At 68.1% G+C, this 15,368-nt stretch carries 13 protein-coding genes; 7 read left to right on the top strand and 6 right to left on the bottom strand.

What is annotated here, in order from left to right:
• The first annotated feature begins 20 nt into the window (after positions 1–20).
• The 7 genes from ACTJLF_RS01050 to ACTJLF_RS01020 are packed head-to-tail and all read left to right on the top strand — an operon-like array spanning position 21 to position 6,766.
• Complete coding sequence (locus ACTJLF_RS01050; RefSeq protein ID WP_440882322.1) at positions 21–1,292, top strand: pilus assembly protein TadG-related protein; 1,272 nt, start codon at positions 21–23, stop codon at positions 1,290–1,292.
• Positions 1,293–1,331: 39 nt separating this feature from the next.
• Entirely contained in the window at positions 1,332–1,793 is a 462-nt protein-coding gene (locus ACTJLF_RS01045; RefSeq protein ID WP_440882321.1) for a TadE/TadG family type IV pilus assembly protein, read from the top strand.
• Positions 1,790–2,230 carry a TadE/TadG family type IV pilus assembly protein gene (locus ACTJLF_RS01040; protein WP_132751003.1) on the top strand — a complete coding sequence of 147 codons (441 nt, stop codon included), beginning with the start codon at positions 1,790–1,792 and terminating at the stop codon, positions 2,228–2,230. Before ACTJLF_RS01045 ends, ACTJLF_RS01040 begins: the two co-directional genes overlap by 4 nt.
• Positions 2,231–2,253: 23 nt before the next feature.
• Positions 2,254–3,405, top strand: coding sequence for an AAA family ATPase (locus ACTJLF_RS01035; RefSeq protein WP_184603353.1), 1,152 nt, complete (start codon positions 2,254–2,256; stop codon positions 3,403–3,405).
• A gap of 41 nt (positions 3,406–3,446) precedes the next feature.
• A complete protein-coding gene (locus tag ACTJLF_RS01030; protein WP_019652668.1) occupies positions 3,447–4,817 on the top strand; it encodes a CpaF family protein in 1,371 nt (456 codons plus the stop codon).
• A 29-nt stretch (positions 4,818–4,846) separates the two neighbouring features.
• Positions 4,847–5,839 carry a type II secretion system F family protein gene (locus ACTJLF_RS01025; RefSeq protein WP_440882320.1) on the top strand — a complete coding sequence of 331 codons (993 nt, stop codon included), beginning with the start codon at positions 4,847–4,849 and terminating at the stop codon, positions 5,837–5,839.
• 12 nt (positions 5,840–5,851) lie between these two features.
• On the top strand, positions 5,852–6,766 hold the full coding sequence (locus tag ACTJLF_RS01020; protein WP_019652666.1) for a type II secretion system F family protein: 915 nt from the start codon (positions 5,852–5,854) through the stop codon (positions 6,764–6,766).
• Between the two features lie 104 nt (positions 6,767–6,870).
• On the opposite strand, the gene ACTJLF_RS01015 is transcribed toward ACTJLF_RS01020, so the two are convergent.
• The 6 genes from ACTJLF_RS01015 to ACTJLF_RS00990 all read right to left on the bottom strand — a co-directional run bounded on the left by ACTJLF_RS01015 (position 6,871) and on the right by ACTJLF_RS00990 (position 15,262).
• Positions 6,871–7,560 carry a response regulator gene (locus ACTJLF_RS01015; RefSeq protein ID WP_026346192.1) on the bottom strand — a complete coding sequence of 230 codons (690 nt, stop codon included), beginning with the start codon at positions 7,558–7,560 and terminating at the stop codon, positions 6,871–6,873.
• A gap of 84 nt (positions 7,561–7,644) precedes the next feature.
• On the bottom strand, positions 7,645–9,342 hold the full coding sequence (locus ACTJLF_RS01010) for a sensor histidine kinase (RefSeq protein WP_019652664.1): 1,698 nt from the start codon (positions 9,340–9,342) through the stop codon (positions 7,645–7,647).
• A 339-nt stretch (positions 9,343–9,681) separates the two neighbouring features.
• Positions 9,682–10,161, bottom strand: coding sequence for a hypothetical protein (locus ACTJLF_RS01005; RefSeq protein ID WP_126181812.1), 480 nt, complete (start codon positions 10,159–10,161; stop codon positions 9,682–9,684).
• 269 nt (positions 10,162–10,430) lie between these two features.
• The gene (locus ACTJLF_RS01000) at positions 10,431–11,942 is read right to left on the bottom strand and encodes a DUF5666 domain-containing protein (protein ID WP_440882319.1); all 1,512 of its coding nucleotides are present in this window, start codon (positions 11,940–11,942) and stop codon (positions 10,431–10,433) included.
• Positions 11,939–12,787 (bottom strand): DUF6502 family protein, encoded by an 849-nt coding sequence (locus tag ACTJLF_RS00995; RefSeq protein ID WP_126181814.1) that lies wholly within the window; start codon positions 12,785–12,787, stop codon positions 11,939–11,941. The genes ACTJLF_RS01000 and ACTJLF_RS00995 overlap by 4 nt, the downstream gene beginning before the upstream one ends.
• Before the next feature lie 204 nt (positions 12,788–12,991).
• On the bottom strand, positions 12,992–15,262 hold the full coding sequence (locus ACTJLF_RS00990) for a hypothetical protein (RefSeq protein WP_440882318.1): 2,271 nt from the start codon (positions 15,260–15,262) through the stop codon (positions 12,992–12,994).
• Positions 15,263–15,368 lie beyond the last annotated feature (106 nt).

The following is a 15,368-nucleotide window of genomic DNA, read 5'->3' as shown; positions in this document are numbered from 1 at the left end:
CTGTTGCACAGGAGCCGATCATGCATGTCCGCCGTTCTCTTCGCCGCCAGCGCGGCGCGATGATCGTCACAGCCGCGCTGATCCTGCTGTTCCTGATGGGGTTCATGGGCATCGCCCTGGACTTCGGGCACCTGTTCGTGGTCAAGACCGAGCTGCAGACAGCTGTAGACAGCTGCGCCCTGTCCGCCGCGCGCGAGCTCGACGGGCAGGGCACGGCGATCACCCGGGCGACGAGTGCGGGCCAGGTCGCAGGCAACGCGAACGGCGTGAACATGCAATCGAGCAACTGGAGCGGGAAGGGCCAGATCGTTGCGAGCGACATCACCTTCCGCGACGCCTCCTATGCAGTGACGACCACGCCGGCATTGGCTCGCTATGCCCAGTGCGCGCACACGCAACCCGGCATCAACATCTGGCTCATGAAGGCCATGGGCGCCTTCACGGGCAACGCGGCCGGCAACCCTGCCACCCGCAGCGTCATCGCAAGCGCGGTCGCCACCCGTGCGAGCGCGCAGTCCGCATGCCCCATCCCGGTGGCCGCGAAGCCCAAGACCGGCGGCACGGCACCCAACTACGGCTTCGCCGTGGGCGAATGGGTGACGCTCATCATGGCGCAGAACGCCGCCACCGGCGGGCAGATCGGCTGGGCCAACCTGGACGGGAGCAACAGCGCTTCCGAAACCTCTGCCGAACTCAATGGCCGCTGCGGCGCCAAGGTGGGCGACACCATCGGAACGCCAGGCGTGCAGACCTCGGTGGCCGACGTGTGGAACCAGCGCTTCGGCATCTACAAGAACACCAGCGACCCGAGCACGGCGCGGCCCGACTACACCGGCTACGCCTACACATCGCTCAACTGGCCCTCGAAGTTCAACGCGTACAACGGCGCCCCAGGTGCCGGCGCGGGCCCGACTGCCCAGAATTTCGTGACCAAGCGCGCTGCCTTCGCTTCGTGCGCCGACACGGGCACCAAGGTGAAGGGCGCGAACAGCTGCGAGTCGATCACCGGGCTCTCGCTCAACAGCTTCCAGTCGCTGGCCGCGCCGGGCAACGTCGCCGGAGGCCACATGCAGTACGGCATGGACCGGCGCATCGTCACGGTGCCGGTCATCGACGGCGGCAACCACGTGATCGACTACCTCTGCATGCTGATGCTGCAGCCGTTGAGCATTCCGATGACCGACGTGCAGCTGGAATTCCTCGGCAACGCCGGTGCCGCCGGCAGCCCCTGCACGACCAGCGGGCTGGCGGGCGGAACGGCGGGGCCGCTGGTGCCGGTGCTGGTGAGATGAGATGAGAAGCGAAGAGAACGCAAGAAAGGGGCGCATGCCATGAAGCAGCCATCCCGTCGCACTCAGCAAGGCGTTGCGCTGGTCGAGCTCGCGCTGATCATCCCGCTGCTGCTGCTGCTGACCTTCATCACCACCGAGTTCGGCCGCGCGATGTACGAGTACAACGCGGTGGTCAAGTCGACGCGCGACGCGGTGCGCTACCTGTCGGTGCAGACGCCGGGCACGAAGATCACCGAGGCGCGCAACCTGGTGGTCTACGGCAACACCGCAGGCACCGGCTCGCCGCTGGCGCGCGGGCTGAGCCTGGCGAACGTGCCGGCGGGCACCTGCTGCACCTGGCAGTCGGCAGGCGCCGCGCCGATCATCACCACGGTGACGATCCGGGTGACCGGCTACACCTTCCATTCGATGTTCCCCTCGGTGTTCGGCGTGGTCTTCGCCAACGCGAGCGGCAACATCGCCTTCAGCAACATCACCGCCAGCATGAGGGCTGCATCATGAGACGCAGCCACAACCGCCGGCTCGGCGGCGCGACCACTGTCGAGTTCGCGCTGGGCCTGATCGTCTTCCTCATGTTCACGCTGGGCATCGTGGACTTCGCCCGCATGCTCTTCACCTGGAACGCAGCGCAGGAAGCGACGCGGGCAGGGGCCCGGTACGCGGTGGTGTGCGACGACACCACCCAGCAGGCGCTGGTGCTCGCGCGCATGAAGGCGCTGCTGCCGCAGATCAGCACGGTATCGGTGGCGTGGTCGCCCTCGGGCTGCACGGCCGCGACATGCCAGGGCGTGACCGTGAGCATCACCGGGCTCAACTACCAGTGGATCTCGCCCATCTCGGGCGCCACGGCGCCTCTGATCCCGATGCCGGGCTTCTCGACCTACCTACCGCGCGAGGTCATGCGCAAGGACCCGAACAGCGCGGCCATCTGTTCCTAGCCATCAACGCAACGGACAAGACCATGAAGATCGCCATCATCTCCCCCAACGCCAACCACCTGCAGGACATGCGCAAGGTGCTGGAGGCGCGCTCGCACACCGTGTCGCTGTTCGAAGGCGGCAAGAGCCGGATGCAGTGGGTCGTCGACAAGGCCTCGCCCGATCTCCTGCTGGTCGACGGCATGTGCTGCGACCCGCAGGAGCTCAACCTGGTCGAGAAGCTCACGCTGCAGCATCCGTCGATCGCGGTGGTGCTGCTGTGCGCGATGCAGACGCCCGAATTCCTGATCCACGCGATGCGCGCGGGCGTGCGCGAGGTGCTGCCGTCGCCCGCCGACACGGCCGCGCTGGAGGCGGCCGTGGAGCGCATCGCGCACAAGATGGCCGGTGCACAGGCACGCGCGCCGGGGCAGGTGGTGGCCTTCATGCCGTGCAAGGGCGGCAGCGGCTCGACCTTCCTGGCGACCAACATCGCGCACCAGCTCTCGAAGGAGCGCTCGGTGCTGCTGGTGGACCTGAACCTGCAGTTCGGCGATGCGCTGTCGTACGTGAGCGACCTGCGTCCGACCTCGACGATGGCGGACGTGGCCCGCGACATCGGCCGGCTCGACGCCTCGTTGCTGGCCGCGAGCGTGGTGCGCGTGTCGCCGACCTTCGCAGTGCTCGCGGCGCCGGAGGACATCTCGCGCGCGATGGACGTGAAGGCCGAGCACATCGACGCGATCCTGCACATCGCGCTGGGCGTGTACGACTTCGTGATCTTCGACCTGGGCCCGCGCATCGACACGCTCTCGATCCGCGTGCTGGACCGGGCCGACCGCATCTTCCCGGTGCTGCAGCCCAGCCTGCCGCACATCCGCAACGTGACGCGGCTGATGCACGTCTTCAAGTCGCTGGGCTACCAGCCCGGCAAGGTCGAGCTGCTGGTGAACCGCAGCGCGGGCGGAGGCGAGATCGGCCTGTCGGACATGCGGCGCTCGCTGGTGGGCGCGACGCTCACGATCGTGCCCGACGGCGGCAAGGACGTGGATGCGTCCATCAACCGCGGCGTGCCGCTGGCCGAGATGTCGCGCGGCAGCGCGCTGGCCAGGAAGCTCACCGACATCGCCCACTCGCTCAGCCCGCGCCAGGAGGCGGCGCCCGGCTTCATCGGGCGGCTGTTCCGCCGCGCCTGAGCGCGCATCGCCCAACCCATTCAACAGCAAGGCAGGTCCCCATGTCATTCAGAGAACAGCTCAATGCCATCGATACCGACAGCGCGATGCGGCAAGGCGGGAGTGCCGTGGAGCAGTCCGTCTCGCCCTATGCCTCGGACGCCTACAAGTCGCTGAAGGAGCGCATGCACCTGAAGCTGCTGGAGCGCTTCGACCTCTCCGCGCTCGAGACGCTCAAGCCCGAAGTGCTGCGCCAGGAAATCTCGACCATGACCACGCGGCTGCTGCAGGAGGAGCCCGAGGCGCTCAACGACATCGAGCGGCGCACGCTGATCCGCGACATCCAGCACGAGATGCTCGGCTTCGGGCCGATCGAGCTGCTGATGGCCGACCCTTCGGTCTCCGACATCCTGGTCAACTCGCACGAGAAGATCTATGTGGAGCGCAGGGGCAAGCTGGAGCTGACCAACGTCAGCTTCACCGACGAGAAGCACCTGCTGCGCATCATCGACAAGATCGTCTCGCTGGTGGGGCGGCGCATCGACGAGTCGAGCCCGATGGTCGACGCGCGGCTGCCCGACGGCTCGCGCGTAAACGCGGTCATCGCGCCGGTGGCGCTCGACGGGCCGATGATGTCGATCCGGCGATTCGCGAAGATCCCGTTGCGCATGGAGAACCTGGTGAACGAGCTCAAGACGTTGACGCCGCAGATGGCGCAGATGCTCGAGGGCCTGGCCCAGGCGAAGGTCAACATGCTGATCTCGGGCGGCACGGGCGCCGGCAAGACGACGCTGCTGAACATTCTCTCAGGCTTCATTCCGCCGAGCGAACGCATCATCACCATTGAGGACGCGGCCGAGCTCCAGCTGCAGCAGCCGCACGTGGCGCGCATGGAGACGCGGCCGATGAACATCGAGGGCAAGGGCGAGATCACGCAGCGCGCGCTGGTGCGCAACGCGCTGCGCATGCGGCCCGACCGCATTGTGATCGGCGAGGTGCGTGGCGCCGAGGCGGTCGACATGCTGCAGGCCATGAACACCGGCCACGAGGGCTCGCTCACCACCATCCACGCGAACACGCCGCGCGACGCGCTGGCGCGGCTGGAGAACATGATCGGCATGGCCAACCTGAACCTGCCGCACCGCACGGTGCGCCAGCAGATCGCGTCGGCCATCACGGTGATCGTGCAGGTGCTGCGCCTGGTGGACGGGCGCCGCAAGGTCACGAGCATCCAGGAGATCACCGGCATGGAAGGGGAGGTGGTCACCATGCAGGAGATCTTCAGCTTCCGCCAGACCGGCATGGGCCCCGACGGACAGGTGCGTGGGCATTTCCAGGCCTCCGGCGTGCGGCCGAAGTTCGCGGAGCGGCTGCATGCGTACGGCGTGGACCTGCCGGATGCGATGTTCGACCCGACCAAGCACTACGAATGACCTGACCAGGCAAGCAACAGGAGGCCATCATGCTCAACAACCTGGGGGGCAACACCCTCATCACCGTCACCGTGCTGGTGTTCGTGACCGTGCTGCTCATGCTGGAGGGGCTCTACATGCTGTGGCGCTCCTACAAGGGGCCCGAGGCGCGCAAGATCGAGAAGCGGCTGCAGGCGTTCTCCGCCGCGGTCGACCGCACGCCGCAGGCCCACCTGGCCAAGGAGCGCATGCTCAGCGAGGTGCCGTGGATGCAGCGCCTGCTGCTGACGCTGCCGCGCGCGCACGTGCTGGACCGCTTCATCCTCCAGGCCGGGCTGGAGTGGACGGTCTCCAGCTTCCTGCTGGTGTCGTGCGTGCTGGGCGTGCTCGGCTTCTTCGCATCGATGGTGATCGTGCACCAGTCGCTCCTGGTCGGGCTGGTGGTGGGAGGCTGCCTGGCGATACTGCCGCTGCTCTACCTGCAGAACCAGCGCAGCCGCCGGCTGACGCGGCTGGAAAAGCAGCTTCCCGAGGCGCTGGACCTCGTCACGCGGGCGCTGCGCGCGGGGCACTCGTTCGCCAGCGGCATCCAGATGATCGGCGAGGAGATGGCCGAGCCCATCGCCGGCGAGTTCCGCATGGTCGCCGACGAGGTGAACTTCGGCGTGTCGCTGCAGCAGGCCCTGACCAACCTCAGCGAGCGTGTGCCGCTGACCGACCTGCGCTACTTCGTGGTGTCGGTGCTGATCCAGCGCGATTCGGGCGGCAACCTGACGGAGGTGCTGGGCAACCTCAGCCGGTTGATCCGCGAGCGGCTCAAGCTGCTGGCGCGGGTGCGGGTGCTGTCGTCGGAAGGGCGGCTGTCGGCCTGGATTCTCGGGCTGATGCCGTTCGCGCTGGCGGCGCTCATGAACGTGTTCAACCCCGAATTCATGTCGCCGCTGTGGACCGATCCGATCGGGCAGACGGTGATCAAGTACATGCTGTTGGTGATGCTCGTTGGCGTCGTGCTGCTGCGCAAGATCGTGAAGATCCGCGTCTGAAGGAGAAGAACCATGACCATGCTGTTTCCCGTTCTCGTCTTCCTGGCCGTGTCGATGGCGATCGTCGGAGTGGCCGCCTGGCTGTCGCCGACGCGCACCGAGCAGCGACTGCAGGCGGTGGCCATGCCGGCAGGCAAGTCGGCGTGGACCGAGAAGGCCGTCAAGATCGTCGGGCCGTTCGCGCAGCTCTCTTCGCCCACCAGCGATGCCGAGCTCTCGCCGCTGCGGGTGCGCTTCCTGAACGCGGGCATCCGCCACCCGGACGCCTACATCATGTACTTCGGCATGAAGACGCTGCTGCCGCTGGGCTTCGCCGCGCTGGCCTACGTCGGCCTGCGAGCGACGGGTGCGGCGGACGACAGCACGGTGATGCTGCTGTGGCTGGCAGTGGTGGCGCTGGCCGGCTGCTACCTGCCCAACCTGGTGCTGCGCCTGATGATCCGCTCGCGCCGCCGCGAGATCTTCGAGAACTTTCCGGACGCCGCCGACCTGATGCTCGTGTGTGTGGAGGCCGGGCTGGGCCTCGATGCCGGGCTGGCCAAGGTCACGGAGGAAATCCAGGTGAAGAGCGCGGCGCTGGCGCAGGAGCTGCATTGGACCAACCTCGAGATGCGCGCCGGCTCCACCCGCGAGAAGTCACTGCGCAACCTGGCGCTGCGCACCGGCGTGGACGAGATCGGCACCTTCGCGACCATGCTGACCCAGGCCGACCGCTTCGGCACCAGCATCGGCGAATCGCTGCGGGTGTTCTCCGAGGACCTGCGCCACAAGCGCCACGTGCGCGCCGAGGAGCTCGCGGCCAAGGTGCCGACCAAGATGCTGGTTCCGCTGGTGCTGTGCATCTTCCCGTGCATCTCGCTGGTGATCCTGACGCCGGCGGCGATCCGCATCGTGCGGATGATCATGCCGATGCTCAACGGGACCTGAGCCCTTCATTCGAACCGACATCTCCTGGATGGAAAAAAGCCCTGCGCGCCGGTTGCGGCGCGCAGGGCTTCGGGCTTTGGCCTTCGCGTGTCGTGCTGCTGGATTCAGTGCGCGGGGGCGTGGAGCTGGTGCTTCATCGCGTAGATGTACAGCTCCAGGCGGTTGCCCACGCCGAGCTTCTGGTAGATCGAGGTGAGGTGGTTGCGCAGCGTGTGTTCGGTGACGAAGAGCCTGGCGGCCAGGGCCTTGTTCGACGCGCCGCTGCCTTCGACCACCGTGTGGATGATCTCGCGCTCCTTGCTCGTCAGGCTGGCCTGTTTGGCAGCTTCCGGATCGGCCTTGGGCTGCTGCTTCTTCACCGCGGTCAGCTCGTAGAAGACGCGGCCGATGGACTGCGCGTCGACGCAGAGCTCGCCGTTGTGCACACGCTCGATCGCGTCGATCACCTGCTGCGCCGGCGCGTCCTTGCGCATCACGCCGCGCGCGCCCTGCAGCACTGCGAGGTCGAGCGTGCGCTGTTCGCGCTCGCCGGTGAGCACCATGACGCGCGACACCTCGTTGGACACCAGCCGGGGCAGGATGTCCAGCGCGCTGTGGCCGTCGAGGTCCAGGTCGAGCACGATGACGTCGGGCGCGAGGCTCTGCGAGGTTGCCACCGCGTCCTCGCAGCAGCAGGCCGTGCCCACCACCTTCATGCGCGGATGCTCGCCGTCTATCAACCTCGACAGGCCCCAGAGCATGGTCTGGTGGTCGTCCACGAGCAGGACGCTGATGGGGTGGGTGGCTGGCTGCATGGTGGGCTCCTTGAACTTGGCTTTGGCTTGTCTCGTGTCGGTGCAGCGCGTGCTGGCTGGCATGCGGTCGGTGTTCGTCGGTTCTCAGATCGGTATTTCCACCAGCACGGCGGTGCCGCCGCTCTCGCACTGGCGGACCTGCGCGCGGCCGCCGAGAGCCGCTGCGCGTTCGGTGATGGAGTGGGGCCTGAACCTGGTGAAGCTCTCCTGGCCGGCTTCGTTCTCGATGCGAACGTGCAGCCGGCCATTGCTGCAGGCCAGGCGCACGCTGCCGCGGCGGGCCTGGGTGTGCTTGCAGATGTTGTTGAGGCCCTCGCCGACCAGCTGCAGCACCTCGGCGCTCACCCGGTCGTCGAGGTGCAGCGGGCCGTCGACGGCCACCGCGATGTCGATGCCGTAGAGGCCCTTGATCCGCGCGGCCTGGCGGTGCAGCTGCGGCAGCACCAGGCCGCCGCAGCCGTTGGCGCCTTGCCGGACTTCGCCCGCATAGCGGCGCAGGTCGGCGATGACGCCGTCGGCCACGTCCGTGAGCTTTTCCAGGTCTTCGCTCAGCGGGTTGTCTGCGGCCGCCTTCCTGCGCAGCGCGCACAGGCCCATGCGCAGGCCGATGTAGGGCTGCACGGCGGTGTCATGCAGGTCGAGCGCGAACTTCAGGCGCTCCGCCGTGGCAGCTTCGGAGGCCATGCGGTCGAGCACCTCGATGGTCTCGATGATCGGGAAGATCTGCTCCATCAGGTGCGTGAGGAAGAGCGCATCGGGCTTGTTGAAGAGGCCGTCGCGCGATGACACGAAGACGCGGCCTTCGCCCAGCCGCATCGGCAGCGGCGCGCTGATGAAGGCACGCGCCTCCAGCATCGCCGCCACCGCCTCGCAGCGTTGCGCGCCTTCCTCGTCCTCGGCGCGCCAGCCGGCTGCGGCAGCCGGCTCGAAGACATGGCTCTGTGCGCACAGCCGGCTCAGCGGCCAGGGCAGGCGGTTGCTGAGCACGGTCTGGCCGGTCGGCAGCGCCATCAACGCCATCAGCGGGGATTCGGCGATACGGCCGATGGTCTCGACGCTGACGTGCTCGCAGGCGTCGTTCTTGCGCAGCGTGCGCAGGACCCAGTTGCCCGAGGCGGTGTCGCGCGTCAGCAGGATGCAGTGGCTGGCCCTGAAGAAGGCCAGGGTCTTTTCCATCGTGCGGGCGATGGTGCGGCCGGCGCCGAAGCGCGGGTTGGAAAGCTGGCTGACGTCGCCCAGCAGCGCGAGCCGGCGCTGCAGCCCGAGCTTGGAGCCGCCCCAGTGCACGATCATGTGGCCGAGCGCCAGCAGGAAGGTGCTGCGCATCAGGAGCTGGGGCGCGTCGTTGCCGGTGCTGGTGGCCAGCCCGCAGGCCGCGAAGGACGCGACCGAAGCCACCGTCACGCGGGCGCCTTCCTCGAAACCCCAGCGGAAGGCGGAGGTGAGGATCGCGAAGAAATAGAAGAGGAAGAAGAGGCTCTGTACGCCGTCGGTCACGAAGATGATGAGCGTGAACCACAGCACGTCGGACCAGTGGATGACCTTGCCCTGGAAGTACGGGCGGCCCATGCGGGTGCATGCGTAAACCAGCAGGCTGTGCAGCACATAGCCGCAGAAGGCCAGCCACACGGTGCCGTGGATGTGCTCGCGATGGTCCCCGGCATCAACCACCACCGCCAGCAGCGCCGAAACCGAGAGCACCAGCCGCATACGCGCAACCATGAGCGCATCCGCGGCGACACCCGTATCGGCTTCGGGGGCGGCGGTGGTATGGGCCAGCATGGCTTGGGGTTCCCGGCATGAGTCGGATCACGCGATGCAGGGCGCGGGGCCATGGCTGCAGGCGGAGCCGAACGGTGTCATTCTGGAATTCATGCCTCGCACCTGAAAGGGATGTATGTGAAGGTTTCACATTACTACTTTGGTAGTCGAAAACAATGGCGCCAGAGGTCGATCGTCAATCTGTGACTCTTGTTGCACTTGGTTGCAAAGGTGCCGTTGCGCCGGGATTTTCGGGAGGCTGTCGAGGGGATGCGGTCCTGGCACCTCGTGGCCGGCGGGATATTTGCGGGTACCTGTTCAGCGCAACGACGCGGCCTTGTCCGGCTTGCGGGGCCGGCCTCAGGCGCGCCGTTCGACCAGTGCGGTGCGGCCCAGCGGCGTGACGCGGAGAACGACCGCCTGCCTGGATTTCTGCGGGCTCTGCCGGGTCCGGCAGGGCGGTGGCAGCGTGGCTTCGACCATGCCCGCGGCGTTCAGCACGGCGACGGAGTTGATTTCCGCCGGGTCGTCGATGCGCAGCGGGAAGACCGAGTTGCCGATCTTGCGAAGGTAGTCCAGCGGCATCACCGGCCACCCCGGCTCCTCGAGCGCCGCCACGGCCGCGCCGGCGCGCAGGCCGGCGATCTCGGCGTGGCCTTCCTCGGTGATGTCGAACACCACCGCGCTCTCGTACTGCTGGTAGCCGAAGTGGTCGAGATGGAACTCGGCTTCCACCAGGCCGGTAGCCATCAGTACGGAGGCGTGCCTGATGTCGGGGTCAGCAGTGAGCGTGACTGGAAGCTTCTCGTGCAGAAGCCGGAGGAGGAGGGTGAGCGGCATACATGCTCCCGTCTGCACCGCGACTGGTGCACATCGAGCAATGAGCAGGAACTGCGGACGGATGCCCGCATCGCAGCGCTGATCGCAGATACCGCTTCGAGACGCGCAGCAGCGCTACCGCGGGCGGAACGCCGCGGATGCACGATCTCCGTTCGTCGAGGGGCAGCATTGGCGTGAGCGCTTTAAATGTGATTTTTTCACTTTAGTTATTTAGTTGTACTCCCGCCGCCCGGCCTTGTCGAGAGTTTGTTTCGTGAAGGATTGCTCGCTCAGGGCGAGAACGTGACGTGCTGCGCGATCAGTACGCCGTCGACCACCCGGTCGCCCACGACCGTGACCTTGCGGCCGTTCTGGAGGTCGGACTGGGTGCCGTTCTCGAAAACGGCCGTACTGGCATCCACCGGCTGGCCGCGGACCCTGAAGCTGGCGGGCGGCGTGAACCCGCCGATGGCGCCGATCACGGTGAAGGAGGCCGGTCCGCCCGTGCCCGGCACGTTGCGGATGCGCAGCTTCTTCACCACCAGCACCCCGCCCGACATGAACCCGTCGACCTCGACCTTCACGCCGTTGCCGAGCGAGTTCGCATTGCCGCCTGCGATCTGCGCATTGGTCGCATCGACCGGCGTTCCAAGCACCCTGAAGGAGCCGCGCGAAGCGAAGTCAGTGATGACGCCCGCGAGCTGCACCGCCACACCATTGCTCGTCGGAATGGCGTACCAGCCCTGCACCCTGGTGGCCGAGAGCACGCCGCCGGCAGGGGCCGCCGTGCCGCGGGCCCGCACGACCACGCCGTTGGCGAGCGAAGATTCGTCCAGGCCCGTGAACGCGGCCGTGCCGTAGTCGACGGTCAGCTGGCCGAGCATGAAGGTCTTGTGCGCCTTGTCGAGGCTCTGCACCGCGCCTGTGGCCAGCGGATCGGTGAGGGCAGGGGCCACCTGGATGCGCGTGGCCCTCAGCATGCCTGGCGCGCCGGGCAGGCCCCACACCTGGATGACGCTGCCCGCCCTGACGTCGGAAAGGCCGTTGGCGTCGGCCCAGACCGTGGCCGAGTCGACGCTGACGCCGATGCCCATCACCACGAAGGTGCCGCCGGCAAGGTCGATGTTCGAAACCGCACCGCGGAGCTCGGCCGCCGAGACGACCTGGTTGGCGATGCCGCTTGTGAAGTTGGCGTCGACCTTGCCCGCGATGCGCGCGCTCATGCCGATCTGCAGTTCGGTCGCATCCTCGATGGTGAAGGTGGCGCTGTCGGTGTCGTAGCGCAGCCCGTTGAGGATGACGCTGCCCAGGCCGTCCGCCGCGCCGATGCCGGCTGCGTCCGCCGTCACGCCGGTGCCGCCTGAGCCCACGCCGGAGCCGTCGGTGTTGCTGTTGCCTGCAGTGCTGCTGCCCGCGCCGGCGTCGCTGCCGGTGCCTCCCGTAGCGCCCGTGGCACCTGTGCCGCTCGAGCCGCCTGCGGCGCCGGTCGAGCCCGTACCGCCGGTTCCGGACCCCGCCGAATCTGTGCCGGTGCCCGTTCCTGTCGATGTCCCGGCTCCCGTTCCGGCTCCGGCTCCGGTTCCGGTTCCGGTTCCGGTTCCGGTGGGGGCTGTCCCCGCGGTTCCCGTAGTTCCCGCAGCCCCGGTGGCCGCCGGCGGCGAAGTGCTGCCCGTGCCCACGCCAAGGCCTGCGATCGAGCCGCCTCCGCTCCCGCCGCCTCCGCCGCACGAAAGCAGCAGCGCCATGATCCCGGCCGACAGCAGGCCGAAGATGATCCTGCGAGGTGTCTTGATCGTGCTCATGGCCTGGGCTCGCTTTCTGATGGGGGCGGCCGTGCCGGCGCCCGATCGGCTGGCTCGTCTTCGAAGTAGGTGTAGATGCCCACGCGGATGCGCGCCTTCGCGCCGGCGGGGGCCTCGTCGACCGCCTTCGACATGTCCTGGGCCAGCTCATGGTGCAGCGCCGTCCAGCGCTCGCGCACCAGGCGCTGGATCCGTTCGCAGTCTTCCAGCGAGAGGCCGCGCGCGTACACCGCGCGTTCCAGCATCCGCGGCTGTTCGCCCAGGGTGTTGGCGACGGCGGCCAGCAGGTGGTCGCGGCCGTTGTCGCCCAGGAAGGCCAGCATCGACTGCAGGTCTTCGACCGGCACGAAGCCGTCGGTCGTGAGCTCGACCACGCCCTTGTCCTCGTCCTCGCTCACCATGTTCAGGCGCACCAGCTCGTCGAGGATGGTGCGGTGATGCACGTTGCCGCGGCTGCTCAGGCGCGCGACGGCCTCGAACGAGGGCGCGTCCTGGCCCGCCGTGATGGGCAGCCGGCGGTAGGTGTCATCTTTAGTAAGCATCTGCAGCCACAACGTGAAGGTCTTGGCCGCAGCCGACAGTTCCGTATGGGGCAGGGGATCGGTGGTTGCCCTGACCTTGGCCGTCACCGCCTTGCGGTTCAGGCCGGTGGTGACCGAAAGCTGGCTCAGGTTCGGGTTGGGAACGCCCTGCTTGCGCCAGCTGCGCTGGGCTTCCTCGATCAGCAGGTCACGCAGCAGTTCCTCGATGTGCGGATGCTTGACCCCCATGGCGAGCGCGAGCCTGACCACCGGCCGAAGAAGCCGGGCGCAGGCAGCGAGGGTCCAGTCCAGCCGGTGTTCCATGGAGTCGCGATGTGTTCCCGAAACTGCGGTTCAAAGAGGATGCGGCGCAGGTCGCCAATTGCGATCTGCTTGCAATTGTCTTGCGCAACAGTATGAATGTGAATGCTTTGGACTACTGCGAAGGTGTAGGCCAGGTGCACTAAACCAACAGCGCCGACAGCGTCCGCCGAGGCTCGCGAAGCGGGCATCGGCGTTCACGGCGGTTCAGGCGCCCGGGGCACTCGTGGTCGCCGGATCGTGCTGCAGGCGTGGCGGCAGCCGGTCGTCCAGCCAGTCCATGCGCCAGGCCAGCAGCGCCACCGCGCCGACGATGCAGGCGGCAGCCACCGCACCCGCGAGGCCATGCCGTTCGCGGTACGGATCGGGCGCGATGCGCTTCGCCCCCGGCGGCACGCGCGCGGTCTGAGAGAGCATGCCGCCGAGCCGCACGCTCACCTTCATGCGGCCATTGATGGCCCACCCGCTCGCATCGAGGATCGGCCCGAGGCTGCGCTGCCGCAGCTTCAGCCAGGCGATCAGCATGCTCGGCCCCGAGATGGCGATCACGATGCCGGCGAGCGCCACCGGTATCCACTGCCCCAGGTCGATGAACTTGCCGAAGATGCCCACCAGCACCGCGCTGATGCTGCCCAGCGCCACCCCGATGGCCGCGACGGTACCCACGTCGATGCGGCTGCCGGCCGATGGCACGCCCGGCTTGGCAGCCGGTTTGGCGGCGGCATTCGCACCCGCCGCCTGGTCGGCCGTGGCCACCCGGCCGGCCAGCGACTGGAGCGCATTCTGCGAACCCGCCTCGCTCGCGGCGGCGCGCTTGGCCACCTGTTCCTCGATCATGCGCACGAACTTCTTGTAGGGCGCGAAGAAGGCTTGGCCCACGCTGGTGGGGTTCTCGATCAGCTTGGTGATGGTGGCGTCCCAGTCGCGGCCCTGGCGGTCGTAGAAGACTCCGTTGCGGCCGACGAAGAGAAAGTCGACGTCGCCCGCGGTGAAGGCCGCGACGATGCTCATCTTCTGCCCCTGCCGCGTGCAGTCGCAGTAGGCCAGGCAGGTCTTTGCAAGGCCTGCCAGCGCCGCATGCCGGGCGGTGTCCTGCACCTGCACGGTGAGCTCGCAGCTGCGTCCGTCGAGGTAGAGCGTGCCGGCCTGGAAGATGGCGCCCTCGCGCTGGTAGAAGGCCTTGAACGACACGAAGTTGTGCAGCAGCACCAGCAGGTCGCGCTGCAGCCGCAGCAGCTTTTCGAGGTCGACCAGCAGCCGGTTGTGCTGCTCGGCGGCCTCGTCCTCGGCGATGAGTGCGAGGAGGGCGTCGCGCGTCGCGAGCAAGGCATCGATGCGTTCGCGCGGCAGGCCTGCGAGCGCATTGGCCGGGCGCGACGCGATCCAGGCCTCGCAGGGCGCGAGCCGGCGGCGCAGCTGTTGCCACTGTTCCTCCTCCAGCGCATCGCGCTCGCCCAGGAGCGGCGCCACGGCGTCGCGTGCGAAGACGGCCATCGCCTCGGCCCACGCGGGGTTCAGGCTGGTGCCGCGCAAGGGCAGCGAGCGGCTGGGTGTGACAGGCGCCAGCGGCAGCTCGGCAATAGGCTGCGCGCCCACGTCGAGGGTGTGGCCCGACAGTGCGTCGTATGCCTGCGGCGACGGATTGAGCGCCACCACCGCCTGGACGTCGTAGGCCGCGACGCGGCAGCGCGCGAAGAAGTCGTCGATCTTGGCAGCGACCGCGCGCAGCGCCTCGGTCGCCGCGAGCGTGCGGTCTCCCAGCGGCAGCAGCGCCTCGTCGCTGCCTTCGGCGCGCGCGTACCAGTCGCGCATGGCCTTGGCGTCTGCCATGAAGGCCTCGGCGCGGGCGCGGTCGAGGCCGGGTTTCCTGTCGTGGCGGTCGGGCGTGCTGCCGTGGGTGCGCATCGCCTCCTCGATGGTGGCGCGCAGCGCGTCGTCAGAGGCGGTGTCGGGGGTGACCACGCCGTCGCCGTTGAAGCGCATGGCGGCGAGCCACTCGCTGCGGTTGGAGATGTCGGCGAGCGTGAGCGTGTTCGAGTCGTTCTTGCCGAGCAGGTCGAGGATGCGCCGGCCTTCCTTCGCGAGATCCGCACCCGCGGCGCCCTTGTCGTCGAGGTCGTCCAGCGACAGGGTGCCGCCGCCGGCGAGCAATGCGTCGGGGCTGCGCAGCCGCTCGCAGGCCCAGCGGCAGGCCGCGATGACCTCGGGCGGGCGCACGCGGCCGTCGCCGTCGGTGTCGATCAGGTCGAGCGTGCGGGGATCGAAGTCGATGCCGCGGGTGGGGCAGGCTAGCGCGACCCACAGCTTCTGGTCGAGTTCGGCAATGTGGGCGATGTCCGCGCCGCTGCGGAACACCACCTGGTCGAGGCCGCCTGCGCGGATGAAGCTCCACCGGTGCGGCGTGGTCGCGGGAACCGGCGTGCTGGTGCCGGGGACGCCGGCGGGAATTGTCTTGGAGGGAAGGGTGGCGGTCGTCACTGTGGCGGGATTCCTGCGGCGTGGCGCGCGCGATGAGGAGAAAGAGCGACGCGCCGGTTCTTCGTCTGCGCATGAGCCTAGATCGCGCGGCAGCCGTGCCTTGAGG

This window comes from Variovorax sp. 22077, from assembly GCF_052044195.1.
Classification (GTDB): Bacteria; Pseudomonadota; Gammaproteobacteria; order Burkholderiales; family Burkholderiaceae_C; genus Variovorax; species Variovorax atrisoli.
This window is presented reverse-complemented; position numbering and strand designations above follow the sequence as displayed.

Excerpts from the sequence above, each read along its gene's own strand:
- ACTJLF_RS01050 (WP_440882322.1), top strand. The coding sequence starts at position 21 with ATGCATGTCCGCCGTTCTCTTCGCCGCCAGCGCGGCGCGATGATCGTC.
- ACTJLF_RS01045 (WP_440882321.1), top strand. The coding sequence starts at position 1,332 with ATGAAGCAGCCATCCCGTCGCACTCAGCAAGGCGTTGCGCTGGTCGAG.
- ACTJLF_RS01040 (WP_132751003.1), top strand. The coding sequence starts at position 1,790 with ATGAGACGCAGCCACAACCGCCGGCTCGGCGGCGCGACCACTGTCGAG.
- ACTJLF_RS01035 (WP_184603353.1), top strand. The coding sequence starts at position 2,254 with ATGAAGATCGCCATCATCTCCCCCAACGCCAACCACCTGCAGGACATG.
- ACTJLF_RS01030 (WP_019652668.1), top strand. The coding sequence starts at position 3,447 with ATGTCATTCAGAGAACAGCTCAATGCCATCGATACCGACAGCGCGATG.
- ACTJLF_RS01025 (WP_440882320.1), top strand. The coding sequence starts at position 4,847 with ATGCTCAACAACCTGGGGGGCAACACCCTCATCACCGTCACCGTGCTG.
- ACTJLF_RS01020 (WP_019652666.1), top strand. The coding sequence starts at position 5,852 with ATGACCATGCTGTTTCCCGTTCTCGTCTTCCTGGCCGTGTCGATGGCG.
- ACTJLF_RS01015 (WP_026346192.1), bottom strand. The coding sequence starts at position 7,560 with ATGCAGCCAGCCACCCACCCCATCAGCGTCCTGCTCGTGGACGACCAC.
- ACTJLF_RS01010 (WP_019652664.1), bottom strand. The coding sequence starts at position 9,342 with ATGCTGGCCCATACCACCGCCGCCCCCGAAGCCGATACGGGTGTCGCC.
- ACTJLF_RS01005 (WP_126181812.1), bottom strand. The coding sequence starts at position 10,161 with ATGCCGCTCACCCTCCTCCTCCGGCTTCTGCACGAGAAGCTTCCAGTC.
- ACTJLF_RS01000 (WP_440882319.1), bottom strand. The coding sequence starts at position 11,942 with ATGAGCACGATCAAGACACCTCGCAGGATCATCTTCGGCCTGCTGTCG.
- ACTJLF_RS00995 (WP_126181814.1), bottom strand. The coding sequence starts at position 12,787 with ATGGAACACCGGCTGGACTGGACCCTCGCTGCCTGCGCCCGGCTTCTT.